The organism is Mycobacterium sp. IS-3022, from assembly GCF_001500065.1.
Classification (GTDB): domain Bacteria; phylum Actinomycetota; class Actinomycetes; order Mycobacteriales; family Mycobacteriaceae; genus Mycobacterium.
Window position 1 is genome coordinate 1 of record NZ_LQIN01000014.1, and the last position, 24,616, is coordinate 24,616.

Here is a 24,616-nt window from a genome sequence, read left to right on the forward strand (position 1 = left end):
CCATGCGTCTGGGCCACCGCCTGCTGCAGACCCACCACCGGATCACCCCCACCATGCACCACCGCAGCCGGCGCCACCGCTGCGGCGGCCTGCTGCAGTTGCGCCGCCGAGGCGTGCTGCACGCCGGCGCTGCACATGGCGCGATCCGGGTCCTCGAGGAAGGCCTGGGCCGAAACCTCGTCGCGAAACAGGTTCAGAATCCAGTCGATTACGTTCATCTCCGTGGTCCTTTCGAGTGTGTTGTCGAGAGTTGGTCACCGGGCCGTCCGGCGAACTGATCGGAACGTTATGGATTCGGAAAACCCGGCGAAACGGGACGCCGCCCCCTTCCTGCGGCGCGCTGTCCAGGTTCGACAACCTGTGCCCGTTAGGGGATTAGGGGATGGCGGCGGCGGGGCAGAAGAATGCGCATGAGCGTGCGCAAAATGCTGGAATTCGGCGGCGTGTCGTGCGCCAACACGCACGTCCCCTACTGGAGCGAAGGCCCACGCGCGGCGGGGACCGCTAGCGGGAGGCCTTCTTGCGTTCGATGTCGGCCAGTGCCGCCGCGAGTTCCGCGCGCTGCGCTGCCGATGTCTCCCACGCGAGTTGGCGGTTCTTGACCACCTTCGCCGGAGCGCCGACCGCGATCGAGTAATCGGGGACGTCGCCCCGCACGACGGCGTGCGACCCCAGCACGCACCCACGCCCGATCGTCGTGTTGCGCAACACCGTCACCTTCACCCCGACCCACGTGTCGGGCCCGATCCGCACCGGGCCCTTGACGATGCCCTGATCCTTGATCGGCACGTTGATGTCGTCCATCCGGTGGTCGAAATCGCAGATGTAGCACCAGTCGGCCATCAACACCGAATCGCCCAACTCGATGTCGAGGTAGGTGTTGATCACGTTGTCGCGGCCGAGCACGACCTTGTCGCCGAACCGCAGTGAACCCTCATGGCAGCGGATCGTGTTCTTGTCGCCGATGTGCACCCAGCGGCCGATCTCCATCGTCGACAGCTCCGGCGTCGCCTCGATCTCCACACCCTTACCGAGGAACACCATGCCGCGGGTGATGATGTGCGGATTGCGCAGCTTGAACTTCAGCAACCGCCAGTACCGCACCAGATACCACGGCGTGTACGCGCGGTTGGCCACCACCCACTTCAGCGAGGCCAGCGTGAGGAACTTCGCCTGTCGTGGGTCGCGCAGCCGCGATCCGCGCCAGCGCTTGTGTAACGGCGCGCCCCACATCGTCGTCATGGCCGGAAAGCCTACGCGAGCGATCCCACCGCGAACGGTTACCCTCACGTGGGCCCAAGACGAGGAAACGGGAAAGGATCGAGTGTTCCGGCGATTGACCGTGCTGACTGTGCTGGCACTAACAGCGCTGATCACGGCCACATTGGCAGGGTGTCAAAGCACCGACTCCTGGGTCGACGCGAAGGCCTCCGACGGCTGGGCGGCCCAGTACCGCGACGCCGGCAACAGCAGCTACCAACCGCGGGCCGGCGCCGACACGCTGCGCCTGGAATGGACCCGCTCGGTCAAGGGCAGTCTCGCGGCCCAGGTCGCGCTGGCATCAGGCAGCTACCTGGCCATCAACGCGCAGACGTCCACCGGTTGCTCGTTGATGGTGTGGGAGGCCGACAAAAACGCGCGGCAGCGCTGGTGCACCCGGCTCGTGCAGGGTCCGGAACCCGGCGGCCCCCTCTCCAGTCCTCTCTGGGATGGGTTCGACAACCTCTACATCGGACAGCCGGGCGCGATGCTGTCGTTCCCGCCCACGCAGTGGATCCGCTGGCGCCAACCGGTCATCGGGATGCCGACCACCGCCCGCATCCTCAACCCGGGCCACCTGCTGGTCGTGACGCATCTGGGACAGGTGCTGGTCTTCGACGCCCACCGGGGCACCGTGGTGGGCAGCCCGATGGACCTGGTCGCCGGTGTCGACCCCAAGGACCCCGAGCGCGGGCTCGCCGACTGCCGCCTCGCCCGGCCCCGCTGCCCGGTGGCCGCCGCGCCGGCATTCGCGGCCGCGACCGGGACCGTCGTGCTCAGCCTCTGGGAGCCCAACGCCGACAAGCCCATCCTCGTCGGGTTGCGGTACCAGCCGGGCCAGACGCCGATGCTCACCCGGGAGTGGACCAGCGACGCCGTCGGCGGCGGGCCCCTGGCCAGCCCGGTGTTCTCGGCCGACGGGTCGACGGTGTACGTCAACGGCCGCGACGAGCAGCTGTGGGCGCTGAACGCCGCCGACGGAAAGGCCAAGTGGTCGGTTCGGCTCGACTACCTCGCGCAGACGCCGCCGTCGGTGTCACCCGACGGGCTGATCGTCGCGGGCGGCGGCCCAGGCGCAAAGTTGATCGGGATCAGAGACGAGGGCGACAGCGGCGAGGTGCTCTGGACCCGCGATGACGTCGGGCCGTTGACAACATCGAGCCAGGCCGGCCCCGATGTCGCCTACACCGTCACGCGCGAGGGCGCCGGAGACGACGCCGGCCAAGCGCTGCTGGTGTTCGATCCCGCCGACGGCCGCACACTCAACACCTATCCGCTGCCGAGGGCCACCGGGTGGCCGGTCGGCGTCTCCGTGGGGAACGACCGCCGAGTCGTGACCGCCACCAGTGACGGTGTGGTGTACGGCTTCGCGCCGGTTTAAAGCGCGAGCAGTGGTGCCACCGCGGCGCGCGGCACGTTCGCCTGAACCGGACCGGAGGATTCGGGGAACAGTTCGCCCTGGCTGAAGAAGAAGATCAGCGAATCGTCGGTCAGCGCAAAGTTCTGGTAGTTAGCGGGGTCCATGCCGTCGCCGGGCGGGACCGGATCGATCATGCCCTGCCTCTGCAGGTACCGGTCGATCTCGGGATAGATCACCTCCAACGGCTTGGTGCCCGGCTTGAACAGGGTGTCGAAGGTGATCGGCGCGCTCTTCGCGACGTCCCAGTTGAACGCCTGGTAGAAGGTCTGCGGGCGCACCCCGCCGACGTTCTGCCAGACGGTGAAGACCACGCTGCGGGTGCCCGCGGTCGGCGGCCCCGACCGATAGCCGACGCCTTCGGCGTCGAGTTCGTAGGGCAGGTTGTAGGCGTCGGGGTCCTGGGCGACGTTGATGAACCCGTCGCGGGTCTTCTTCAGATAGTCCACCAGAGGCGCTTGGTCGGGGTAGTCGTTCGGATAACTCAAATCGACGGTGTACGTCGGGTTCTCGACGTGTACCCGGCATATCTGGTCCGGCCCGACGGTGCCTTGGAGGTCGGCGCACCCGGTTTGCGCGACCGCACCCGAAGCGGCGACGACGCCCACGACAACGGCGACCGCGAACGGGGCGGTCCACCTGAGAATGCGCATTGTCGACGTCCTTGCAGCCGGCACCGGTCTGGATACCGGCATCACCGCCACAATACGTGTGCGGTCAGCGGGACGAACGGCAAATGAATGCCGTTGCCCTACTTGTTCCCCCGGCTCCGATGCGGGCGATGACCACCGAAGCTTGCTGTGTGCCACGCAGGCGAAGCCGCGGGCGCAGCGCGTCTGGGTCCACCGCGACACCGCGGACGAGGATCTCGACCGCCCCGACATCGCGTGCCGAAAGTGCCTGGCGCAGCCGTCGTTCGCTGAACGGTAGCTCTTCGAGCACTTCGAAGCCCCGCACCCCGTGCGGCAACCGGTCCCCCGACAGGTACGCGATGTCGCGGTCGAGTTGCCACAGGCCGTGGCGCGCCGCGTAATGCCGCACCACTCCGGCGCGCACGATTGCGCCGTCCGGGTCGACGATCCACCGCCCGGCCCGCGACACCGCGCACTCGCCGGGTTCCGCGTCGGTGACCTGTTCGCCGGTGTCCAACACCGTGGCTCGGCGCCGCACGCCCGAGCCCGCCAGCGCCGCGGACCACAGGCAGGCCTCGCGTACGGTGCCCGCCACCGAGGTGACTTCGATCTCGCCGTCGAACCCCAGCCGGGTCACGGCGTCGAAATCGATTCCGGCAGCGCACTTGACGGCCACGTCGCGACCGCGGTACGCCTCGAGAAGCGCGTCGAGCGGCGGTGTGTAGTCCCGCGGGTCGAACCGGCGTCGTCCGCCGCTGCGTCGGGCGGGGTCGAGCACGACGACGGCGTCACGCGTGACCGGTCGCAGCGCGTCGGCGCGGCAGACATCCACGTCGGCGACGTTGTTGCGAGCCATCGCAAGGCGGACCGGATCGATGTCGCTGCCGACCACAAGCGCGGCCGAATCACGCAGCGCGGCAAGCTCGGTGCCGATCGAGCAGGTCGCGTCGTGCACACGCAAACCGGCCAGCCGTCGCGCGCGGTGACGGGCGACCGGTTCGGCGGTGGCCTGCTGCAGCGCCTCGTCGGTGAACAGCCAGTCGTCAGGGCGAGAGAGTTTCGCCGTGGCCTTCCTGCGCAGGACCGTGGTCTCGACCAGTATGGCGGCGCGCTCACCGAAACGGGCTCGCGCCGAGGCGATGTCGGAGATCAGCGTCGCACTCGTCAGCCGCAGCGCGGCGGTCTCGCGCAGAGCGTCAACGCCGGCCTTGCTCCGCAGATAGCCGACGTCCTCGACGCCGAATGCGACAGTCACTTCGCGGGCGGCTTGACCCCCGTCACCATGACGTTGTAGAACCAGCCCTTCGGGACCACCTGACGCCAGATGTTGTGGTCCACCCAGGACAACGCAATCCAGCTGTTGAACGCGAATTTGGCCCACCCCCAGCCCAATCGGTCCGGGGGCACCGCAGCCTCGAAGGTGCGCAGCGGCCAGCCGAGCATCGCGGCGGTGAATTCGGTGGTGGCGGTGGACACGTCGACGGCGCCTGCGTTGCCTGCCATGCGTTCCAGGTCGGCGGGTGAGAACGTGTGCAAGTCGACGATCGCCTCCAACGCGGCCGCTCGTGACGACTCGTCGAGCTCGGCCTGCGGGCGGCGCCAACCCGCCAGGCCCGGCAGCCTCGTCACATTGGTCACTGCCCGCCACGTCAACGTCGACAGCGGACGCGCGTAGTTCTCGCCCGCGTTCGTCGGCTCGCCGGCGAAGATGAAGCGGCCGCCCGGCTTGAGCACCCGCACCACTTCCCGCAGCGACAGTTCGACGTCGGGGATGTGGTGCAGCACCGCGTGGCCGACCACGAGGTCGAAGGTGTCGTCCTCGTACGGGATGCCCTCGGCGTCGGCGACGCGGCCGTCGACTTCGAGGCCGAGGTTCTCGCCGTTGCGCACGGCCACCTTGACCATCCCCGGCGACAGATCGGTGACCGAACCGCGCCGCGCGACCCCGGCCTGGATCAGGTTCAGCAGAAAGAACCCGCTGCCGCAGCCCAACTCCAACGCCCGGTCGAAGGGCAGCTTGCGCTGCTCGTCGAAGGGGACAGTCGCATCGAACAGGTCGCGGGCGTAGTCCACACAGCGCTTGTCGTAGGAGATCGACCACTTCTCGTCGTAGCTCTCCGCTTCCCAGTCGTGGTAGAGCACCTGGGCGAGCTTCGAATCATGGCGGGCCGCCTCCACCTGTTCCGCGGTGGCGTGCGGATTCGGCGTGGGGTCAATGCTCATAACAGGGCAGCCTAATTGTCGAAGGTGGCCTTGGCGGCAGCCAGTACCTGCGGCGGATGCTCGACGAACCGCCGCGCCCAGGCCAGCGCCGCGTCGTACACGCCGTCGGGCGCCACCATCTGGTCGATCAGCCCCAGGGAGAACGCCTCCTTGGCATCGACGAACCGGCCGCTGAACACCAGTTCTTTCGCCTTGCTCAGGCCGACGGCGCGGGCCAGCCGTGCCGTGCCGCCCGCCGGCACGAGCCCGGCCAGGATCTCGGTCGCCCCGAACTTGACATTGTCGCCCGAGATTCGCCAGTCGGCGCCCAGCGCCAGCGCCAACCCGCCGCCCAGGGCGTAGCCCGTGATCGCGGCGACCGTGGGCTTGGGGACGGCGGCCAGCGCGTCGACCGCATCACGGCAGACCCGTGCGGCCGTGGCGGCTTCGTCGGCGTCCAGCGTGCGCAGTTCGCCCACGTCGTCGCCGGCGGAGAAGATCTCGTGGCCGCCGAAGAGGATCACGGCGTGGACGTCGTCGCGGCACCCGACGCTGTGGGCGGCGCCGGCCAGTTCGCGGTACACCTGGCGGGTGAGCGCGTTGGTCGGCGGCCGCGACAGCAACAGCGTGGCGATGCCGGGTTGCGCATCGCTGGTGTGGACGGAGACGAACTCGCTCATGCCTGGCGCGTATCGGATCCGTAGCCTTGCGGCGCGCGACGGTTGCGGGCGGCGTTGTACCGGTCGCTGTTGAAGAACTCGATCTCCCAGTTACCGGTGTCCTTGTTAGCCGCCAGATGAGGTGTCACGGAGATGATCTGGCGTTCCACCGCAAGCACTTCGGCAACCGTCCGGCCGTCGAGCGAGTCGAGTTGGGTCCACGTGGGCGGCAGCAGGAAAGTCCGTCCGTCGGCGAAGTCCTCGAGCGCTTCGTGCGGCGTGATCCAGTCGGCCCTGTCGGTCTCGGTGTTCTCCCCGTCGGCGCGCTGCCCCTCCGGCAGTGCCCCGACGAAAAAGTAGGTGTCGTAGCGGCGGGTGCGTTCCTCCTTCGGCGTCACCCAGTTCGCCCACGGCCGAAGCAGATCGGCGCGCAGCACCAGCTTCTCGCGGCGCAGGAAGTCGGCGAACGACAGCGACCGATTCACCAGGTCGGCCCGCGCCTCGCGGTAGACCGAGGCGTCGTCGACAAGCACGTCGGGATCGTCGGCCGCGCCGGCGAACAACACCCCTGACTCCTCGAACGTCTCGCGCGCCGCGGCGCACACCAGCGCCTGCGCCAGATCCGTCTCGACACCGAAACGCGTTGCCCACCAGGCAGGCTCGGGACCGAACCAGGCGATGTCGACGTTGCGGTCGCGGTCATCGACACCGCCGCCGGGAAACACCATCACCCCGGCCACGAAATCCATCGCCGAGTGCCGCCGCATCAGGAACACTTCAAGTCCCGGATGCTTGTCGCGGATCAGCATCACGGTCGCGGCAGGCCGCGGCGTCAGTGGTTCTTCGGCCGGTTGGTCTGTCATGCTCGCCTCCTGTGTGCGGCCCGGCTCCTGGCCCGCCGCGCGAAGTACCGGCCCTCCACGACCTCGAGTGTGATCGCCTGGCCGAACGCCTTGGACAGGTTCTCGGCGGTCAACACGTCGGGTAGCAGACCCGAGTCGACGACCTTGCCCTCGGACAGGATCAGCCCGTGGGAGAAGCCGCGCGGAATCTCCTCGACGTGGTGGGTCACCAGCACCATCGCCGGCGAGTCCGGGTCGGCCGCCAGGTCCTCCAGTCGGGCCAGTAGTTCCTCGCGCCCGCCAAGGTCCAGTCCAGCGGCGGGCTCGTCGAGCAACAGCAGTTCGGGGTCGGTCATCATCGACCGCGCGATCAGCACCCGCTTGCGCTCCCCTTCGGACAAGGTGCCGTACGTGCGTTCGGCCAGGTGTTCGGCGCCGACGCTCTCGAGCATGTCGATCGCCTGCTCGTAGTCGGTGTCGTCGTACTGCTCGCGCCACCGGCCCAGCACCGCGTAACCGGCGGAGACCACCAGATCGCGCACCACCTCGCCGTCGGGCACCCGCTGCGAGAGCGCCGAACTGCTGAGCCCGACCCGGGCCCGCAATTCGGTCATGTCCGTGCGGCCGAGCCGCTCGCCGAGCACGTACGCCGTCCCCGACGACGGATATTCCAAGGCGGCGGCGATGCGCAGCAGCGACGTCTTACCGGCACCGTTGGGACCGATCACCACCCAGCGTTCGTCGAGTTCGACCGCCCAGGTGATCGGCCCGACCAGGACCTGACCGCCGCGCCGCAGCGACACCTTGGCGAAGTCGATCAGCACATCGGGGTCGGCTGCATCTCCTTCGGTGGCGGGCACCCGCTCATCGTAGTCAGGCGATTTCGGTGCGCTCGTGCTCGCCCGGCGGCTGTTCGCGCACCCACGCCGACCGCCTGCACGACGAGCCCCCGCTACGCATGGTGTGGGAAGCGCAACCGGATCAGCTCGAGTTCACGGGCCATCCGCTCGGCGTCGCGGTCCTGGTAATCGGTGTAGGCGATCGGCGGGTGCCAGGCGAAGTGCCTGGCAAGCCGCCGGCTCATCCGAGAGATCCAGTTTGTGCTCATGGCTCCCATCGTCGCCGCCGACTGGCTTGCTCTTCAATAGCCAGTTCGGCCATACTGGCCTGTAATGACCCTCGAAATTCCGGCACGTGCGCTCGATGTGGACCTCCTGGTGCGCGAGCTGGGTAACTGGCGGACCTCCAGTCGGAGCGGTCCTGCCTATCGGGGTTTGGCCGATGCGATCCGGTTGCTGATCGTCGACGGACGCGTGCCCGTGGGTTCACGACTGCCCAGCGAACGCGTGCTCGCCGACGTGCTGCGGGTATCGCGCACGACCGTCACCGGCGCTTACACCCAGCTGCGTGAGGACGGCTACCTGATCGCCCGTCGCGGAGCCCGCAGCACGACCGCGTTACCCGTCGCACCGACGGCGCACACCGCAACCACCCCGCCGGCGGTGAGCTTGGCCGCCGCGGCGCTGTCCGCCCCCGCCGCCGCGGTGATGGAGGCGTTCGCCGAGGCCACGCACGACGTCACGCCGTATCTTCACGCGCCGGGACACGAACTCGTCGGCGTCACCGCGCTGCGTCAGGCCATCGCCGAAAGATACTGCGAACGCGGTCTTTTGACCGACCCGGACGAGATCATGGTGACGACGGGCGCGCTGCACGCCATCGGGCTGATCCTGATCACCTATGTTCAACCGGGAGATCGGGTGCTCGTCGAGCAGCCCACCTATCACGGTGCGCTGTCCTCGATCACGACCGCCGAAGCACGGCCGGTCCCGGTCGCGATGACCGAAACCGGTTGGGACCTCGACGCGTTGCTGAGCGCGGTGCAGCAATTGTCGCCCAGCCTGGCGTATCTGATCCCGGACAACCAGAACCCCACCGGGTTGACCATGCCTGCGGCGGACCGGAAACGGTTGGCGCGCATCATCGCCGAGACCCGCACCCGCACGGTCATCGACGAGACCATCCTCGACATGTGGCTGGATGAGCCGGTGCCTGGGCCGATCGCGGCCGAGATGGCTTCGCGTCGTGACCTTGTGCTCACCGTCGGTTCGATGTCGAAGTCGTTCTGGGGTGGGCTGCGGGTCGGCTGGATCCGCGCGGAGCGCGCGACGATCGCCACCATTGCCGCGCTCCGGCCGTCGGTCGACATGGGCACCGCGGTACTCGAACAATGCGCCGCTGCAAGGCTTCTCGCTCGACACGACGATGTGCTGCCGGAGCGGCGCGCAATCCTGCGGAGCCGTCGCGCCCATCTGCAGAAGCTGCTGAGCCAGCACCTGCCCGACTGGCAACCCGGCCCGGGAGCGGGTGGCATGTCGTTGTGGGTGCGGCTACCCGCACCGATGAGCACCGCACTGTCGGCCGCCGCCTCCAGGCTCGGCCTCGACCTGCCGGCCGGGCCGCGGTTCGGGGTGGACGGCACGCTCGAGCGGTTCGTCCGGGTGCCGTACGCGCTGCCCGAAGAGCAGTTGAGTGAGGCGGTGGAACTGCTGGCGCGGTCCTGGCACAGCGTCACCGGGCTGTCCACCCCGGAGCCGACGACCGTGGTGGTCTAGTAACCGCCGCGTGGGCCCACGCGCAAGCTGGGGACGACCGTGTCTGCACATGACACGCCGCGAAAAGTTGGCATTTTGCGGTCGCTCGCGCGAGATGTCAGTCCGGGATGTCGACCCGGCGCACCAGTCCGTCGAGGGCGTCGGCGGCCTCGATCTCGCCGCGGGTGATGCCGAGAATGAACAGCACGGTGTCCAGATACGGATGGCTCAGCGAGGTGTCAGCGACCTCCCGCAACGCCGGCTTGGCGTTGAAGGCCACACCGAGACCCGCGGCGGCGAGCATGTCGATGTCGTTGGCGCCGTCGCCGACGGCCACCGTCTGCTCCATCGGCACGCCGGCTTGTTGCGCGAAATCGCGGAGCGCCTTGGCTTTTCCGGCCCGATCGATGACGGGGCCGATGACCCGCCCGGTCAGCTTGCCGTCGACGATCTCGAGTTCGTTGGCCGCGACGAAATCCATCATCAGCTCGTGTGCGAGCGGTTCGATCACCTGCCGGAAGCCGCCCGACACGATGCCGCAGTGATATCCCAACCGCCGCAGCGTGCGCACCGTGGTCCGGGCCCCGGGGGTCAGCTCGATCTGTTCAGCGACGTCGTCGAGCACCGTCGCAGGCAGGTCCGCCAGCGTCGCCACTCGCCGGTGCAGCGATTCGGCGAAGTCGAGTTCGCCACGCATGGCGGCTTCGGTGACCTCGGCGACCGCGGCCTCCGCGCCCACGCGAGCCGCCAACATCTCGATGACCTCGCCCTGGATCAGGGTCGAGTCGACGTCGAATACGATGAGGCGCTTGGCCCGTCGCGTCAGGCTGTAGTCCTCGAGCGCGATGTCGATTTCCTCGGTGACCGCGACGTGTGCCAACGCCTTCTGCAGCTGTTCGTACACCGCTTGCTCGGACACCGACACCCGCAGCTCCAATCCGGTTACCGGGTAATCGGATACCCCGCGGATGAAGTCGATGTTGACCTTCAGCCTCGCCAGCTCGCGGGCGACCACACCGAACACCTCGGCCGTGATGGGGCGGCCGAGCACGACGATGGTGTGCGTGGACGGCTCACGCAGGACGGGCTCGTCGTCACTGGGCTCGATCGTGACGTCCAGCCCGACGTCGTGGATCGCCGTCGTCACCGCATCGCGCAGCTCGGCGCCGCCGGCCACCTCGGCGGGGCCGGCGACCAGCACGCCCAGCGTCAGCCGCCCGCGGATCACGACCTGCTCGACGTTGAGCAACTCGACCTGATGCCGCGACAACACCTCGAACAGGGCCGAAGTGACGCCGGGTCGGTCCCGGCCCGTCACCGTGATCAACAGCGACGAGCGCGCGCGCGACGGCATGCTCACCCCCGTTCGCGGCCGATCGTCAGCTGGATTGGTCGACGGGCCGCGAGTCCGAGTGATCGTGACTGCGCCCCACGTGGGCTTCGGCGCGCATCCGTTCCACCATGTGCGGGTAGTGCAATTCGAAAGCGGGGCGCTCCGAACGGATCCGGGGCAGCTCGGTGAAGTTGTGTCGCGGCGGCGGACACGAGGTCGCCCACTCCAGCGAGTTGCCGTAACCCCACGGATCGTCGACCGTGACCGGCTCGCCGTACCGCCAGCTCTTGAAGATGTTCCAGACGAACGGCAGCGTCGAGATGCCGAGGATGAACGCGCCGATGGTCGACACCACGTTGAGTGTGGTGAAGCCGTCCGTCGGCAGATAGTCCGCGTACCGGCGCGGCATGCCCTCGTCGCCGACCCAGTGCTGCACCAGGAACGTGGTGTGGAAACCGATGAAGGTCAACCAGAAGTGCAGCTTGCCGAGCCGCTCGTCGAGCAGCCGGCCGGTCATCTTCGGGAACCAGAAGTAGATGCCCGCGTAGGTGGCGAACACGATGGTGCCGAACAGCACGTAGTGGAAGTGCGCGATGACGAAGTAGCTGTCGGTGACGTGGAAGTCCAGCGGCGGGCTGGCCAGCAGCACGCCCGACAGGCCGCCGAGCAGGAACGTCAGCAGGAAGCCGACCGAGAACAGCATCGGCGTCTCGAACGTCAACTGGCCTTTCCACATCGTGCCGATCCAGTTGAAGAACTTGATGCCGGTCGGCACCGCGATTAGGAACGTCATGAACGAGAAGAAGGGCAGCAGCACCGCGCCGGTGGCATACATGTGGTGCGCCCACACCGCGATCGACAGTGCGGCGATCGAAATGGTCGCGTAGATCAGCGTCGTGTAGCCGAAGATCGGTTTGCGGCTGAACACCGGGAAGATCTCGCTGACGATCCCGAAGAACGGCAACGCGATGATGTACACCTCGGGGTGGCCGAAGTACCAGAACAGGTGCTGATAGAGCAGCACGCCACCGTTGGCCGGGTCGTAGATGTGCGCGCCGAGATGGCGGTCGGCGGCCAGGCCGAACAGCGCCGCCGTCAACAGCGGGAAGGCCAGCAGCACCAGAATCGACGTGACGAGGATGTTCCAGGTGAACACCGGCATCCGGAACATCGTCATGCCGGGTGCGCGCATGCACACCACGGTGGTGATCATGTTGACCCCGCCGAGGATGGTGCCCAGACCCGAGATGGCCAGGCCCAGGATCCACAGGTCTCCGCCGGCGCCGGGCGAGTGGATGGCGTTGCTCAGCGGCGCGTACGCCGTCCAGCCGAAGTCCGCCGCGCCGCCGGGGGTGATGAACCCGGAGATGGCGATCAAGGCGCCGAAGACGAACAGCCAGAACGAGAGCGCGTTGAGCCGGGGGAACGCCACGTCGGGTGCGCCAATTTGAAGCGGCAGCACCAGGTTGGCGAACCCGAACACGATCGGGGTCGCATAGAACAGCAGCATCACCGTGCCGTGCATGGTGAACAGCTGGTTGAACTGTTCGTTCGACAGGAACTGCAGGCCCGGCATCGCCAGCTCGGTGCGCATGAACAGCGCCATCAGCCCGCCGATGAAGAAGAAGATGAAGCAGGCGACGCAGTACATGATGCCGATCAGCTTGTGATCGGTCGTGGTGATGAGCTTGTAGACCAGGTTGCCCTTGGGGCCGAGTCGCGCCGGGAACGGACGCCGTGCCTCGAGTTCTCCGATTGGGGGCGCTTCGGCTACCAACAGGTCCTCCATACATCCAGGTCGGGACATCCCCGCGGTTTTCTCGATGAATCCTAGCTGCCGTCTCACGCGCAAGTCGGGGGCGGTCCTACAAAGTGTCGTATTGGCTCGCTCCCGTCGGCACACGGCCCGGGAGCTGGCCGGATGTTACCGTCGGCGACGTGCTGATCAGCGGACCGCGGAAGGGTCTTTTGGCGGGCCGGACGCTGGGGCTGGCGGCGATCGCCACCGCAGTCGCCGTGACTGTGATCAGCGGTTGCGGCTCCCCCGGCGGCGGCGAGTCCCGCACCGCCGCAACGCGGTCGATCGTGACGAGTACGACGAAAATCGCCGGCGCCGGAGTGCTGGGCAACGAGCGCAGGCCCGACGAGTCGTGCGCACCCGAACCCGCGCCGGTGGATCCGGGGCCGCCGGAGCGGATGGTGCGGCACGCGGCGGGCGAGACGCGGGTGCCCGCCGACCCGCAGCGCATCGTGGTGCTCTCCGGTGACCAACTCGATGCGCTGTGTGCCCTCGGGTTGCAGTCGCGGGTGGTGGCGGCCGCGTTGCCCGACGGGTCGGACAGCCAGCCGTCGTACCTCGGGCAGGTCATCCACGACGTACCCGGCGTCGGCACCCGCAGCGCCCCCGACATGGACGCCATCCGGGCCGCAGCGCCCGAGTTGATCCTCGGTTCGCAGGCGTTGACGCCCGAGGCGTTCGGCGCACTGTCGGACATCGCGCCGACGGTGTTCACCGGTCCCCCCGGGCCGGCGTGGCAGGACAATCTGCGCACCGTGGGAGCGGCGACCGGCCGCCAGGACGCGGCCAACGGTCTGGTCGAGGGATTTCACCGCGCCGCCGACAGAACCGGTGCCGACAACGACGCCACACATTTTCAGGCGTCGGTCGTGCAGTTCACCGACACCACGATGCGGGTGTACGGCGCCGACACGTTCCCCGGCAGCGTGCTCTCCGACGTCGGCGTCGATCGCCCTGTGACGCAACGCTTCACCGACAGGCCCTACATCGAGGTGGGGATCAGCGACAGGGACCTGGCCGACAATCCCGATCTGTCCATCGCCGACGGTGACATCGTCTACCTGTCGTTCGAGTCGGACGCGGCTCGCGAGCGCGCGCCGGAGGTGCTGGAAAGCGACGCATGGAAGAGGCTCGGCGCCATGCGCGACGGGCGGGTGTTCGCGGTCAACAACGAGGTGTGGCAGACCGGGCAGGGCATCGTCGCCGCCCGGGGGATCCTCGCCGACCTGCGGTGGCTCAATGCCCCGATCAACTAGCGTTCGAGCCGTGTTCCACGTCTTGAAGTCGACCTATCTGCAGCCGCCCGACGTCGTCAACCAGACCAGGCCAGCTCACCTCGAATGGCTCGAGAACGAGGTCAGCGCGGGCCGGATCGTGCTGGCCGGCCGCCGGGAGGACGAGTCCGGCGCCGTTCTGATCACTGCCGACATCGATGCCGATGCGGCCCAGGACGTCATCGACCGCGACCCGTACACGCTGGCGGCGGTCGCCAGCTACGAACGGCTGTCGTTCAACGGCGCGTTCCGCGCGCCGGGACTGTAGGGCGGATCTCACAGCTCGACCCGGAATGATCGCGGTGCGGCCGACCGTTGTCGTGGTGGGCCCGCCGCGCCGTCAGCGGCGGTTTTCTCGAAGTCACTCGAAGCAGAAGAAGGCCGTTATGAGCACTGTTACCGCATATGCCGCGCCGTCGGCGACCGAACCGCTCGCCAAAACCACGATCACCCGCCGCGAGGTCGGGCCGCACGACGTGGCGTTCGACATCCACTTCTCAGGCATCTGTCACTCCGACATCCACACCGTCCGCGACGAGTGGGGCCGCGCGCGCTATCCGCTGGTGCCCGGGCACGAGATCGCAGGCATTGTCACCGAGGTCGGCGCCGAGGTCACCAACTTCGCGGTCGGCGACCGCGTCGGCGTGGGCTGCTTCGTCGACTCCTGCCGCGAATGCGCGCAGTGCCGCGCCGGCGAGGAACAGTACTGCGCCAAGGGGATGGTCGGCACCTACAACGCTGTCGGTCGCGACGGTGAGCCGACGCAGGGCGGTTACAGCGGCGCCATCGTGGTGGACGAGAACTATGTGTTACGCATCCCCGACGGCCTGCCGCTGGACGCTGCCGCGCCACTGCTGTGCGCGGGCATCACGCTGTATTCGCCTCTGCGACACTGGAATGCGGGTCCGGGCGCCCGGGTCGCGATCGTCGGGCTCGGCGGACTGGGCCACATGGGTGTCAAGCTCGCGCACGCGATGGGTGCGCACGTGACGGTGCTGAGCCAGTCACTGAAGAAGATGGAGGACGGGCTGCGTCTCGGCGCCGACGAGTACTACGCCACCTCCGATCCCGAGACCTTCACCAAGCTGCGGGGATCGTTCGACCTGATCCTGAACACGGTGTCGGCCAATCTCGATCTGGCCGGCTATCTCGGATTGCTCAAACTCGACGGCACGCTGGTCGAGCTGGGGATGCCGGAGAACCCGATGTCGGTGCCCGCCGGCGCGCTCATCTTCGGCCGCCGCCGCATCGCCGGTTCGTTGATCGGTGGTATCGCCGAAACCCAGGAGATGCTCGATTTCTGCGCCCAGCACGGCGTACTGCCGGAGATCGAGGTCATCACACCGGACTACATCAACGAGGCGTATGAGCGGGTGTTGGCCAGCGATGTGCGGTACCGGTTCGTGATCGACACCGAGTCACTGCGGTGACGACCAAAGGCACGGAGTCACTGCGGGCTTGATTCGCCGAAACTGCGGCGAGATCGCGATTTCCGCGAAAGTCGCGATCTCGCTGCAGTTTCGATCCTGCTCAGACGTTCAGAACCCGCGGATTTCAACCGCGTTGATGAAGATGCCGTGGCCGGTGCTGTCGTAGGTGATCCGCGTGCGCAGCCCCTCCGGCTGAACGGTCCAACCGTTGACCTGGTACGCCTGCCCGCCGTCCACGGAAACGGGTGCGGCCACCGGGTCGGCGATAAGGCCTCGGTCCCAATAGAACTCGCCGGTCCCCCGCACGACGGCGAGATTCAGCCGCTGATTCCATTTGGACGTCTCGGGAGGCGCCATCCCCCACGGCTGTCCGTTCGTCAGCGCGCACACCGTCATCGGTCCGCCGCCGAACGCCACCTCGTCCGCGCTCAGCACGCACCGCACCGCGCCGGAGTTGAGCAGCACCTGCTGCCCCGGATCCGCTGCCGCCGGCGGTGCCAGCGCCACCGCGCCCAGGACTGCCGCACCCAAAGCCGTAACTGCCCGCCGAATCATGCCCGTCTCCACGTCACCCGCCATCACCTTCAGCCGGGAATGGTCTCACGGTGGCGATCATGACAGGCCGATTTCCCGCGATCTGAGACTCTCAGTGCCTGCTAACCGCAGCACCTACTCGCCGGCGGCGCGGTGAGCGGCCCGTTCCTGTGCCCGCTCGTCGGCAGCTTCCTGCTCCTCTGCTTTCAGAACAATTGCGTCAGGACCAGGAACCACCGTCGCCACATGGCCGGTGGCGACCCAGCGCACCACATACGGAGGCGACCCGTCCGCCGAGTGCACCTCAGTAATCAGCCCCCGCTGCTCCGAAAGCTCTGTTGTCCTGCCCTTGATCACCAACCAATCGCCTACGTTTGCCTTCATCACCAACTCCTCCTGCGCTCCTATTCCATTTTGCGCGTCTCTTGGGCGCAGACAATCTCGCCGCGTCATCTCGGGACAGGATCCGAGCCGTGGCGAGGCGAAAGAGCAGTTGGCCGAAACGCACTGGCGATGGCGCGCAGCCGTCGCAAGGCGACCATGCGCGGCGCAGCAGCGGATTCCGAAGTCCCCGTCGCCGATGACGTACGACCGCGAAGTCAGTGAACCGGGAAGGCGGCGATCCGAGCGTCGCTGGTTAGGGTGTCACTCCGTCGGTGACGATGATGAGACGCCCGCTACTCATCACCCCGTCCTTCTCTACCGACCACGTTGAGGCGGTTGACGGCGGAATGTCAGCGAATGCGGGGACTGCCGCGGTGGCAACCGAACACCCGTCCGTTGACTGAGGTCCTCCGGCGCGTCCTCAGCCGACGCTGCCCGGTGTACCGATCGGAACCTGTACACCTACCCAGTTGCACGGTGTCCAGGTCCGCCACGCGACCAGCGCGCACTGCTGCTGGGGACTCAGCGACGGCGCACACGGCGGCGTCCCCGGCACCCCACACACCACAGGGTCAGCCGACGCGGCACCCATACCCACGCAACCGCCGACACCGATCGAGGCCGCGGCGACTCCGATCATCAGCAATCGTCTCAACATGTCCAGCCCTGCCTTCTGTCGTTCACGTCAGGGGTGTTGCACTCGTCGCTGGAGCCGCCCCGACGGGTGTTGCTGCCACGGCAACGCGGCCACGCCGGGGTTCGAATCGTTTGGCATGCCCCGCTTTTGATCTTGAAGCTGAGCCGGTCCACCCCAGCCGGGGCCCGCCCACAACACCAAGTCTGCGCGCGAGACGGCGCAATGGAATCAGGTGTTTCCCTATATTTCGAGCTCGCCTCAGCTAACCCGACAAGACGCGGTGGGCAAAGTACCGCTGGACAGTAGTACCAGCAGCACTCCCGCAGATAGCCTCCTGAACTGAAACTCTAGAAGTCCCAGTCCTCGTCTTCGGTGACGACGGCCTTGCCGATCACGTAGCTCGACCCCGAACCGGAGAAGAAGTCGTGGTTCTCGTCGGCGTTCGGCGCCAGCGCGGACAGGATCGCCGGGTTGACGTCGGTCTCGTCGCGCGGGAACAGCGCCTCGTAGCCCAGGTTCATCAACGCCTTGTTCGCGTTGTAGCGCAAGAACTTCTTGACGTCCTCGGTCAGCCCGACACTGTCGTAGAGGTCCTGGGTGTATTCGACCTCGTTGTCGTAGAGCTCGAACAGCAGCTCATAGGTGTAGTCCTTGAGCTCCTGCTGCTTGGCGGCGTCCTCCATGGCCAGCCCACGCTGGTACTTGTAGCCGATGTAGTAGCCGTGCACGGCCTCGTCGCGGATGATCAGCCGGATCATGTCGGCGGTGTTGGTCAGCTTTGCCCGGCTGCTCCAGTACATCGGCAGGTAGAAGCCGGAGTAGAACAGGAAGCTCTCCAGCAGCGTGGAGGCCACCTTGCGCTTCAGCGGCTCGTCGCCCTTGTAGTACTGCATGACGATCTCGGCCTTGCGCTGAAGGTTCGGGTTCTCCTCCGACCAGCGGAACGCATCGTCGATCTCGGCGGTCGAACACAGCGTGGAGAAGATATTGCTGTAACTGCGCGCGTGCACCGACTCCATGAACGCGATGTTGGTGTAGACCGCTTCTTCGTGCGGGGTCAGCGCGTCGGGGATCAGGCTGACCGCGCCGACCGTGCCCTGGATGGTGTCGAGCAACGTCAGGCCCGTGAACACCCGCATCGTCAACTGCTTCTCGTTGTCGTTGAGCGTGTTCCACGACGGGATGTCGTTGGACACCGGAACCTTCTCCGGCAACCAGAAGTTGCCCGTCAGCCGATCCCACACCTCGGCGTCCTTCTCGTCCTGGAGACGGTTCCAGTTGATCGCCGAAACGCGGTCAATCAGCTTCATGCCATCACTCACGACAACCTCGTTTCCCTGGGCCTTTGGATGGTCTGCAGCCGCCCTAAACGGTTCTGTTTCCCAATTGCGACACTACCCCTGGGGTCGGACATCTCGTGCCAACCCAACATGTTGATTTCACCGTGTCGCCGGCAACGTCGGCGAATTCTGCGCCGCGGTCGTGGTCTCGCCCCTGTTTACGACCCATGCGCCGAAATCGGTACCGAATCAGGCCGCCGAATCCGCGCGACGTTCGCCGAAGAACCGGTACTCCGACGGGTCGAATTTGCGGGTGGCCAACCAGTACTGCCACGTCATGCCGCTCCACAACGTCCGGTTCACGCCGTGCTCGTCGAGGTACCAGCTCTGGCAACCTCCCGTGCTCCACACCGTGCCGGCGAGCTCGCTCTGCAACTCCTCGTTGTAGCGGTCCTGAGCCTCGCGCGTCGGGGCCAGCGCCTGCGCGCCTGCACGGTCGACCGCCGCGATCGCATGGGCGGCATAGCGGATCTGCGACTCGATCATGAACACCACGGAGTTGTGTCCCAGCGCGGTGTTGGGACCGAGCAGGAAGAACAGGTTCGGCATATCGGCGACGGTGATGCCGCGCAGGGCCGCGATGCCCTCACGGTTCCACCGATCCACCAGGTCCTCTCCGCGCGGGCCCTTGATGTGGACGTAGGTGTAGGAGTCGGTGACGTGAAAACCCGTCGCGAACACTACGACGTCGACGTCGCGTTCTGCTCCGTCGGCCGTGACGATTCCGGTCGGGGTGAACCGCGCGATGCCGTCGGTGATCACCTCGGTCTTCGGGTTCGCGACACCGACGTAGTAGGTGTCGGAGTTCAGGATCCGCTTACAGCCGGCGCGGTAGTCGGGCGTCAGCTTGCGGCGCAGCTCTTTGTCCTTGACCGACCGGCGGATGTTCCACTTGCCCATCAGCTCACCGATTTTCAGCAGCCGAGGCTGTTTGGTCATCGCGAAGCCGACGCCCTCGTGGATCCAGTAGATACCCGCGCGCACCAGCGCCCGGGTGCCCGGCACGGTGGCGAACAGGTTGCGCATCCACTCCGGGATCGGGTTGTTGGGCCGCGGCATCACCCACGCGGGTGTGCGCTGATACAGGTGTAACTCGGCGACGTCCTTGACGATCTCAGGCACAATCTGGATCGCGCTGGCGCCGGTGCCGATCACCGCGACCCGCTTGCCGGTGAGATCGACGCTGTGGTCCCACTCCGCGGAATGGAAAGCGGCGCCGGTGAATTCGTCGAGACCGGGAAACTCCGGCACCAACGGGATGTGCAGACCGCCCGCGCCGGAGATCACGAACTGCGCGATGAACTCGCGCCCGTCCTTGGTGAAGACGTGCCAGCGGTTCTCGTCGTCGTCCCAGTGCGCGCGGTCGACATGTGAACCGAAGCGGATGTAGCGGCGCAGGCCGTACTTGTCGGTGACACCCTTGAGGTAGTCGAAGATCTCCGGCTGGAACGACCACATGTGCTTCCAGTCCGGCTTCGGTTCGAATGAGAACGAGTACATGTGCGACGGGATGTCGCAAGCACATCCGGGATAAGTGTTGTCGCGCCACGTGCCGCCGATCTCGTCGGCCTTCTCCAGCATCAGGAAGTCGACGTTCTGGCGCTGCAACGCGATCGCCATGCCGAGGCCGCTGAAGCCGGTGCCGATGATCAGCGCGCGGGTGTGCACAGGTGGTCGGACGGTGATGTCGTCGGCCGTCTGCTCGGCAACGGTCATGGTCGGGTCTCCCCAATCGTCGATGTGGCCCGTTCCTGGGAACGCCGGTACCGGATACTTGACCCCAGTCTCCGGCCTCGACCGGAAGGTGTCAACGCGCCGTCAGGCGACGGGCTGCTGCTTGCGGACCGCGGTGTGAATGGGCTGGTCGGGCTCGATCTTGATGCCGAGCAACTCGGCCGTGCCGTTGATGGCGCCCACCATGATCGTCGTCATGTGCGCGACGAACTGGTCGGCGGGCATCCGACGGGGGCGGTCGTCGTCGGCGCCCAGCCACCAGTCAGTGGCTGAGGCCGCGGTGCCGAAGATCGCGAACGCGGCCAGCTCGAAGGCGGCGGGTTCGGGCGCCAGATCCTTCAGTTCCGCGCTGATCATGTCGGCGATGGCCAGGGTGATCTCGCTGCCCTTGTTGACGGTCGTCATCGCTGCCGCCGACTGGTCTGCGAACCGGCCCTGCAGAAGAAAGCGCACGACGTTCGGGTGGCGGTCGACGAGTTCGACGTAGTGCGCGACGCCGCGACCGACGATCTGGCGGGCCGAGTCTTTCTCCACGTCGATCGACGGAATGATTGCCGCCCACAACATGTCCCGCATACGCTGGCCGATTTCGGCGAACATGTCGGACTTGTCGGTGAAGTGCCGGTAGATCTTGGGTTTGGCGGTGCCGGCCTCCTCGGCGATTTCCCGCACGCTGACGTTGGGGCCGAGACGGTCGATGGCGCGGAAGGCGGCGTCGACGATTTCGGCGCGCACCTTCTTGCGGTGCTCGCGCCAGCGTTCGCTGCGGGCGTCCACCTTGACACCCGGCTCACCACTCGAGCGTGGCCTGGACCCTCGTCGCACCCGGCCACTCTACCGCTCAAGCGGCGCTGACCTGCTCAGACCATGCCGCGCCGTGTTTCGCGGGGCGCTGGCCAGGCAACTCCGTGCGACGAGGGAGGCGGTCTCGCCGCAGGTAAGATCGCTGCGACAGCCGATCGACGAGACGAGAATCATGACCCAGCGATACGACCTGGTCATTGCGGGTGGCGGGCCTTCGGGTTCGGCCGCCGCGTGGCAGGCCGCGCAGACCGGCGCGAAGGTAGTGGTCCTCGACAAGGCCGAGTTCCCCCGAGCCAAGCCCTGCGGCGATGGGCTCACCGCCCGCGCAGTGAGCTATCTGCAGAAGATGGGACTGGCTGAGGAGGTCGCCACCTACCACCGGGTGAACCGAGTGACGGTGTTCAGCCCGAGCGAGTGGGAGCTGTCGTTCCCCAAGCGCCCCGGCATGCCCGACCACGGCCACACCGTCAGCCGCGAACACCTCGACACGGTGCTGCTCAAGCACGCCGAGTCCGCGGGCGCCGAGGTGCGCCAGGGCGCGGAGGTGACGGGGCCGATGGTGGAGAACGGCCGGGTGGTCGGCGTGACGCTCAAGAGCGGCGAGAAGGTCCACGGCGACGCGGTGATCGCGGCCGACGGCGCCTATTCGCCGATCAAACGGGCGCTGAAGATCGACTCGGAGTACAACGGTTACTCGGCGATCGCGATCCGCTCGGAGATGCCCGCCAACCGTCCCGACTCCGACAGCCTCGACATCTACCTGAAGCTGGTTTTCGAAGGCGATCAGCTGCCGGGCTACGGCTGGGTGTTCCCGATGGGCAACGGCGTGTTCAACATCGGGCTCGGCTACGTCAACAGCTACAAGAACTGGCAGTCGATCAACGCGACGCAGTTCCTCGGCGAGTTCCTGCGCACGTTGCCGCCTGAGTGGGAACTGCCGCCGATCGAAGAGCTCAAGAAGAACAAGAGCGTGCGGGCGTGGCGCCTGCCGATGGGCTTCACCGCATGGCCGCCGTGGCGTCCGGGTGTGCTGTTCACCGGCGACTCGCTGGGCGCCGGCAAGCCGGCTTCCGGCGCGGGCATCTCCAAGGCGCTGGAGTCGGGTCTGGCCGCGGGTGAATGCGCGATCGCCGCACTGCAGAACGGCGGGCCCGACGACTTCACGAACTACGCGCAGCGGATGGAGGCGGCCTGGGGTCGGGAATACCGGCGCGGCCGCTACTTCCACAAGCTGCTCGGGTATCCCCGCTTCGCCAATGCCGGCATCAAGCTCATCGACAACGCCGCGTTCCGCGACCGGATGCTCAAGGCGCTGTACAAGAAGGCACAGGGGCCCCAGCACACGGTCAGGTGAGGCCGAACGGCCAGTTGTCTCGCGGTCTTCGCAGATTCGCGTCCGGCACGCCTCGGTGCGGCGCGGCTATTTGGCGACGACCGTCAGCATGACCGCCGAGTCCTCGAGGGCTGAAAGGCTGTGCCGTTCTGGGGGGATCGCGATGTGGTCGCCCGCGATGCCGTCAACCGCGCCGCTCACGGCGTTGAGCCGGACCCGGCCGCGCAACACGAACAACGTTGCCTCGCCTGGGCTTTCGTGCTCATCGAGTCCGTGGCCGGCGACCAGCGCCAGCAAGGTCTGGCGCAGTGTGTGCCCGCGGCCGCCGTACACCGTGTGCGCCGAGCGGCCGGAGGAAGCGGCCTTCGCCGAGGCGAGCTGTTCATCGGCCATCGTCGACAACGACTGGACAGTCTGACTGGTCACCGGTTTCCCCTTCTCGCCCAGGCGTTTACGGTCCGGGGCGCAACACCAAGCCGATCTCGCACGAGCCACCGCGCGCATCGGGTACCACCGAAACCTGGTACCGCGCACCGATCGCGTCGGCGTTCAAGTCGATCACTTCCTGGATGAGCCCCTGCTGCATGCCGCGGACCACCTCGGGCGCCGACGCGGCGACCTCGGCCAGCGGGCACGTGCAGATCTTTACCGTCATCTCGCCGAACGAGGTCAGCACGGAACGGACCTGGAAACCGAGCTCGTCGAGTGTCAACATGACGAGGTCGCCCACCGATGTTTCGGCGCGCGGCCGCGCCAAGTGCACGCGGTGCGCGAGGTCCGCACCGATACGCAGGGCGCGCTCTTCGCGTTCCTCGACGGTCCCGCCTAGGTGCGCGGCGAACAGCGACACGATCTCCGCGTAGTCCAGTCGCGGCGCGATCTCGTAGGTCAGCCTCGGCCTGCCGGCTCCCCGGTTGCGCACACCGCCGCTGCGCCGGACGAAGCCCTGGCCCTCGAGCGTGCTCAGGTGGAACCGGGCCGTGGTGACGTGTATCTGCAAGGCGTCCGCGACGTGCTGGACGTCGACCGGTCCCGTCGCCGAACGCAACAGGTTCAGGACACGCTGTCGCTGTTGGCCTGCCGCCCGGTCGGGCGGCGCATCGCGGTCGTGGCGGGGCGCCGACATTCTCTGAGTCTGTCATGATGCCGGTACGACACCGACGACCGCGACCGCGGTCAAGGCGCGCCGGTACCGATGGAAGGTCTTGCGCATCCCGATGACGCGTTTGCGGGCTGCGCGGCGCCGAATCAGGTTGCCCACGATGCGCAGCGCTCCGCCCAACCCTTCGTCGGCCAGCACCCGCGCCGGGTTGAGCAGCGCCATCGGCGCATGGTCGACGGTCACCACCTCGAAACCGGCATCGGTCAGCAGCGCAGACCATTCCGCCGTCGTCAACGGGCGGGCGTTGACCTTGATCGCACGCGCCATGTCGCGGCGGATCTCGTCTTTGGTGTCCTGCGGGAGGGTGTCCGGCTTCAGACCCAGTTCGTGGATGGCGTACCGCCCGCCCGGCCGGAGCACGCGGAATGCTTCGGCGGCGATCGCCCGCTTGTCGCGGTCACCCTGCATGGTCAGCATCGCCTCGCCGATCACGACATCGGCGCTGCCCGAGGGCAACCCGGTGTCGGCGGCGTTGGCCACCACCACTTGTCCGTTGACGGGCGCGACGATCGTGCGTACGGCCTCCGTCGCGGCGGCGGTGTCGTCGACACCGACATAGGAGCGCGGCCGCAGGGCGACGATATCGCTCGCGGTGCGCCCCAAACCGGGCCCGAGTTCGACGACGTCGGCACCCTCGACACCCGCCGCGGTGAGCAGGCGGGTGGTCAGCTCCAGACCACCGGGGCGCAGCACCCGCTTTCCCAGCCTCGCCAGCAGCCAGTGCCCGGGCAGGTCGGCGTCGGACCGCTGGGCAAGTGGAAGGCTCTCTCTTCCAGTCATTTTCGTTGTCTCCTTCCGGCAAACGAGAGCGCGAAGATCGCGGGCAATATCGCGCAGACGTCTGCGGCGGCGCTCCGCTCGGCAGGTACCCGGCCGTGGTGTCGATGACGTACACCCAGAGCAGGATCGCTCGCCATGACCGGCTCCTTATTTAGAGGAAACTTTTCCGGTTAATGTAGACGGCGATACTGGATGAGGCAAGCCTCACCTTTAGGCCCTACCGACTGGCGATTTTTGCCGCGCGAACGCAAGGTTCGCGTGCGGTTACTGGCGGCCCGGCGAACGCCGGACCGTCACACCGTGGAGAGGGTCGACGCCGCAGCGCCGTTTGTGAATTTGACGACGTAAATTGCCGAAAAGCGTCGTCAGATTCACAAACGATGCCAGCGCTAGGTGTAGACGGTCGACGCCGAGTGTTGGCTTAATGCACGGCTGTTCGCGATTCGCGTGTCTCAACCCGACACTCG

General features: G+C 67.1%; 25 protein-coding genes. 6 read left to right on the plus strand and 19 right to left on the minus strand.

Features of this window, described 5'->3' with window-relative positions; genetic code table 11:
* On the minus strand, nucleotides 1-218 hold a 218-nt coding region (locus tag AU188_RS11925), incomplete at its 3' end, for an IniB N-terminal domain-containing protein (protein ID WP_216636179.1).
* A 286-nt stretch (nucleotides 219-504) separates the two neighbouring features.
* On the minus strand, nucleotides 505-1,242 hold the full coding sequence (locus AU188_RS11930; RefSeq protein WP_059163931.1) for an acyltransferase: 738 nt from the start codon (nucleotides 1,240-1,242) through the stop codon (nucleotides 505-507).
* Nucleotides 1,243-1,324: 82 nt separating this feature from the next.
* Here AU188_RS11930 and AU188_RS11935 point away from each other — a divergent pair, with 82 nt between their 5' ends.
* Entirely contained in the window at nucleotides 1,325-2,641 is a 1,317-nt protein-coding gene (locus tag AU188_RS11935) for an outer membrane protein assembly factor BamB family protein (RefSeq protein WP_059163932.1), read from the plus strand.
* On the opposite strand, the gene AU188_RS11940 is transcribed toward AU188_RS11935, so the two are convergent.
* From AU188_RS11940 to AU188_RS25510, 7 genes are all read right to left on the minus strand, one after another.
* Nucleotides 2,638-3,330, minus strand: a complete 693-nt coding sequence (locus tag AU188_RS11940) for an esterase (RefSeq protein WP_059163933.1) — start codon at nucleotides 3,328-3,330, stop codon at nucleotides 2,638-2,640. The two genes, AU188_RS11935 and AU188_RS11940, sit on opposite strands and share 4 nt — an antisense overlap.
* A 64-nt stretch (nucleotides 3,331-3,394) precedes the next feature.
* Nucleotides 3,395-4,564, minus strand: a complete 1,170-nt coding sequence (locus tag AU188_RS11945) for a class I SAM-dependent methyltransferase (protein ID WP_059163934.1) — start codon at nucleotides 4,562-4,564, stop codon at nucleotides 3,395-3,397.
* The gene (locus tag AU188_RS11950) at nucleotides 4,561-5,532 is read right to left on the minus strand and encodes a class I SAM-dependent methyltransferase (protein WP_059163935.1); all 972 of its coding nucleotides are present in this window, start codon (nucleotides 5,530-5,532) and stop codon (nucleotides 4,561-4,563) included. Before AU188_RS11950 ends, AU188_RS11945 begins: the two co-directional genes overlap by 4 nt.
* 11 nt (nucleotides 5,533-5,543) lie before the next feature.
* Nucleotides 5,544-6,191, minus strand: coding sequence for an enoyl-CoA hydratase (locus AU188_RS11955; RefSeq protein ID WP_059163936.1), 648 nt, complete (start codon nucleotides 6,189-6,191; stop codon nucleotides 5,544-5,546).
* Complete coding sequence (locus tag AU188_RS11960) at nucleotides 6,188-7,033, minus strand: NUDIX hydrolase (RefSeq protein WP_059163937.1); 846 nt, start codon at nucleotides 7,031-7,033, stop codon at nucleotides 6,188-6,190. The genes AU188_RS11955 and AU188_RS11960 overlap by 4 nt, the downstream gene beginning before the upstream one ends.
* Nucleotides 7,030-7,872: an ABC transporter ATP-binding protein gene (locus AU188_RS11965; RefSeq protein WP_059163938.1), complete on the minus strand. Its 843-nt coding sequence runs from the start codon at nucleotides 7,870-7,872 to the stop codon at nucleotides 7,030-7,032. Before AU188_RS11965 ends, AU188_RS11960 begins: the two co-directional genes overlap by 4 nt.
* Before the next feature lie 92 nt (nucleotides 7,873-7,964).
* The gene (locus AU188_RS25510; protein WP_172799476.1) at nucleotides 7,965-8,120 is read right to left on the minus strand and encodes a hypothetical protein; all 156 of its coding nucleotides are present in this window, start codon (nucleotides 8,118-8,120) and stop codon (nucleotides 7,965-7,967) included.
* 64 nt (nucleotides 8,121-8,184) lie between these two features.
* Here AU188_RS25510 and yczR point away from each other — a divergent pair, with 64 nt between their 5' ends.
* Nucleotides 8,185-9,627 carry a MocR-like transcription factor YczR gene (gene yczR / locus AU188_RS11970; protein WP_059163939.1) on the plus strand — a complete coding sequence of 481 codons (1,443 nt, stop codon included), beginning with the start codon at nucleotides 8,185-8,187 and terminating at the stop codon, nucleotides 9,625-9,627.
* A gap of 97 nt (nucleotides 9,628-9,724) precedes the next feature.
* Here yczR and serB read toward each other — a convergent pair whose 3' ends face one another.
* Together serB and ctaD are read right to left on the minus strand one after the other, a co-directional pair.
* Nucleotides 9,725-10,960, minus strand: a complete 1,236-nt coding sequence (gene serB / locus AU188_RS11975) for a phosphoserine phosphatase SerB (protein ID WP_059163985.1) — start codon at nucleotides 10,958-10,960, stop codon at nucleotides 9,725-9,727.
* 25 nt (nucleotides 10,961-10,985) lie between these two features.
* Entirely contained in the window at nucleotides 10,986-12,716 is a 1,731-nt protein-coding gene (gene ctaD, locus AU188_RS11980; RefSeq protein WP_059101121.1) for an aa3-type cytochrome oxidase subunit I, read from the minus strand.
* 161 nt (nucleotides 12,717-12,877) lie between these two features.
* On the opposite strand from ctaD, the gene AU188_RS11985 reads away from it, so the two are divergent.
* The 3 genes from AU188_RS11985 to AU188_RS11995 all read left to right on the plus strand — a co-directional run bounded on the left by AU188_RS11985 (nucleotide 12,878) and on the right by AU188_RS11995 (nucleotide 15,441).
* A complete protein-coding gene (locus AU188_RS11985; RefSeq protein ID WP_082686603.1) occupies nucleotides 12,878-13,993 on the plus strand; it encodes an iron-siderophore ABC transporter substrate-binding protein in 1,116 nt (371 codons plus the stop codon).
* Nucleotides 13,994-14,003: 10 nt separating this feature from the next.
* Nucleotides 14,004-14,279: a YciI family protein gene (locus AU188_RS11990; RefSeq protein WP_059163940.1), complete on the plus strand. Its 276-nt coding sequence runs from the start codon at nucleotides 14,004-14,006 to the stop codon at nucleotides 14,277-14,279.
* Nucleotides 14,280-14,397: 118 nt separating this feature from the next.
* On the plus strand, nucleotides 14,398-15,441 hold the full coding sequence (locus AU188_RS11995) for an NAD(P)-dependent alcohol dehydrogenase (protein ID WP_059163941.1): 1,044 nt from the start codon (nucleotides 14,398-14,400) through the stop codon (nucleotides 15,439-15,441).
* Between the two features lie 108 nt (nucleotides 15,442-15,549).
* Here the strand turns inward: AU188_RS11995 and AU188_RS12000 are convergent, their stop codons facing one another.
* The 5 genes from AU188_RS12000 to AU188_RS12020 form a co-directional block, all read right to left on the minus strand.
* Nucleotides 15,550-15,996, minus strand: coding sequence for a hypothetical protein (locus tag AU188_RS12000; RefSeq protein WP_059163987.1), 447 nt, complete (start codon nucleotides 15,994-15,996; stop codon nucleotides 15,550-15,552).
* A 114-nt stretch (nucleotides 15,997-16,110) separates the two neighbouring features.
* On the minus strand, nucleotides 16,111-16,359 hold the full coding sequence (locus AU188_RS12005; protein ID WP_059163942.1) for a DUF1918 domain-containing protein: 249 nt from the start codon (nucleotides 16,357-16,359) through the stop codon (nucleotides 16,111-16,113).
* Nucleotides 16,360-17,343: 984 nt separating this feature from the next.
* On the minus strand, nucleotides 17,344-18,306 hold the full coding sequence (gene nrdF, locus AU188_RS12010) for a class 1b ribonucleoside-diphosphate reductase subunit beta (RefSeq protein ID WP_059100827.1): 963 nt from the start codon (nucleotides 18,304-18,306) through the stop codon (nucleotides 17,344-17,346).
* A gap of 219 nt (nucleotides 18,307-18,525) precedes the next feature.
* Nucleotides 18,526-20,052 (minus strand): flavin-containing monooxygenase, encoded by a 1,527-nt coding sequence (locus AU188_RS12015; protein ID WP_059163943.1) that lies wholly within the window; start codon nucleotides 20,050-20,052, stop codon nucleotides 18,526-18,528.
* 102 nt (nucleotides 20,053-20,154) lie between these two features.
* Nucleotides 20,155-20,895: a TetR/AcrR family transcriptional regulator gene (locus tag AU188_RS12020; RefSeq protein ID WP_059163944.1), complete on the minus strand. Its 741-nt coding sequence runs from the start codon at nucleotides 20,893-20,895 to the stop codon at nucleotides 20,155-20,157.
* Nucleotides 20,896-21,046: 151 nt separating this feature from the next.
* On the opposite strand from AU188_RS12020, the gene AU188_RS12025 reads away from it, so the two are divergent.
* Nucleotides 21,047-22,228 carry an NAD(P)/FAD-dependent oxidoreductase gene (locus AU188_RS12025; RefSeq protein WP_059163945.1) on the plus strand — a complete coding sequence of 394 codons (1,182 nt, stop codon included), beginning with the start codon at nucleotides 21,047-21,049 and terminating at the stop codon, nucleotides 22,226-22,228.
* Between the two features lie 66 nt (nucleotides 22,229-22,294).
* Here the strand turns inward: AU188_RS12025 and AU188_RS12030 are convergent, their stop codons facing one another.
* The 3 genes from AU188_RS12030 to AU188_RS12040 are packed head-to-tail and all read right to left on the minus strand — an operon-like array spanning nucleotide 22,295 to nucleotide 24,149.
* Nucleotides 22,295-22,633: a cupin domain-containing protein gene (locus AU188_RS12030; protein ID WP_502687609.1), complete on the minus strand. Its 339-nt coding sequence runs from the start codon at nucleotides 22,631-22,633 to the stop codon at nucleotides 22,295-22,297.
* Between the two features lie 25 nt (nucleotides 22,634-22,658).
* Nucleotides 22,659-23,333, minus strand: a complete 675-nt coding sequence (locus AU188_RS12035) for a helix-turn-helix transcriptional regulator (protein WP_059163947.1) — start codon at nucleotides 23,331-23,333, stop codon at nucleotides 22,659-22,661.
* 12 nt (nucleotides 23,334-23,345) lie between these two features.
* Complete coding sequence (locus AU188_RS12040) at nucleotides 23,346-24,149, minus strand: class I SAM-dependent methyltransferase (protein ID WP_059163948.1); 804 nt, start codon at nucleotides 24,147-24,149, stop codon at nucleotides 23,346-23,348.
* Nucleotides 24,150-24,616 lie beyond the last annotated feature (467 nt).

What these genes read in the sequence shown, in the direction of transcription:
- AU188_RS11930 (WP_059163931.1), bottom strand. Translation starts at nt 1,242, where the DNA reads ATGACGACGATGTGGGGCGCGCCGTTACACAAGCGCTGGCGCGGATCG.
- AU188_RS11940 (WP_059163933.1), bottom strand. Translation starts at nt 3,330, where the DNA reads ATGCGCATTCTCAGGTGGACCGCCCCGTTCGCGGTCGCCGTTGTCGTG.
- AU188_RS11950 (WP_059163935.1), bottom strand. Translation starts at nt 5,532, where the DNA reads ATGAGCATTGACCCCACGCCGAATCCGCACGCCACCGCGGAACAGGTG.
- AU188_RS11955 (WP_059163936.1), bottom strand. Translation starts at nt 6,191, where the DNA reads ATGAGCGAGTTCGTCTCCGTCCACACCAGCGATGCGCAACCCGGCATC.
- AU188_RS11960 (WP_059163937.1), bottom strand. Translation starts at nt 7,033, where the DNA reads ATGACAGACCAACCGGCCGAAGAACCACTGACGCCGCGGCCTGCCGCG.
- AU188_RS25510 (WP_172799476.1), bottom strand. Translation starts at nt 8,120, where the DNA reads ATGAGCACAAACTGGATCTCTCGGATGAGCCGGCGGCTTGCCAGGCAC.
- yczR (WP_059163939.1), top strand. Translation starts at nt 8,185, where the DNA reads ATGACCCTCGAAATTCCGGCACGTGCGCTCGATGTGGACCTCCTGGTG.
- serB (WP_059163985.1), bottom strand. Translation starts at nt 10,960, where the DNA reads ATGCCGTCGCGCGCGCGCTCGTCGCTGTTGATCACGGTGACGGGCCGG.
- AU188_RS11995 (WP_059163941.1), top strand. Translation starts at nt 14,398, where the DNA reads ATGAGCACTGTTACCGCATATGCCGCGCCGTCGGCGACCGAACCGCTC.
- AU188_RS12000 (WP_059163987.1), bottom strand. Translation starts at nt 15,996, where the DNA reads ATGATTCGGCGGGCAGTTACGGCTTTGGGTGCGGCAGTCCTGGGCGCG.
- AU188_RS12005 (WP_059163942.1), bottom strand. Translation starts at nt 16,359, where the DNA reads ATGAAGGCAAACGTAGGCGATTGGTTGGTGATCAAGGGCAGGACAACA.
- nrdF (WP_059100827.1), bottom strand. Translation starts at nt 18,306, where the DNA reads ATGAAGCTGATTGACCGCGTTTCGGCGATCAACTGGAACCGTCTCCAG.
- AU188_RS12015 (WP_059163943.1), bottom strand. Translation starts at nt 20,052, where the DNA reads ATGACCGTTGCCGAGCAGACGGCCGACGACATCACCGTCCGACCACCT.
- AU188_RS12025 (WP_059163945.1), top strand. Translation starts at nt 21,047, where the DNA reads ATGACCCAGCGATACGACCTGGTCATTGCGGGTGGCGGGCCTTCGGGT.
- AU188_RS12035 (WP_059163947.1), bottom strand. Translation starts at nt 23,333, where the DNA reads ATGTCGGCGCCCCGCCACGACCGCGATGCGCCGCCCGACCGGGCGGCA.
- AU188_RS12040 (WP_059163948.1), bottom strand. Translation starts at nt 24,149, where the DNA reads ATGACTGGAAGAGAGAGCCTTCCACTTGCCCAGCGGTCCGACGCCGAC.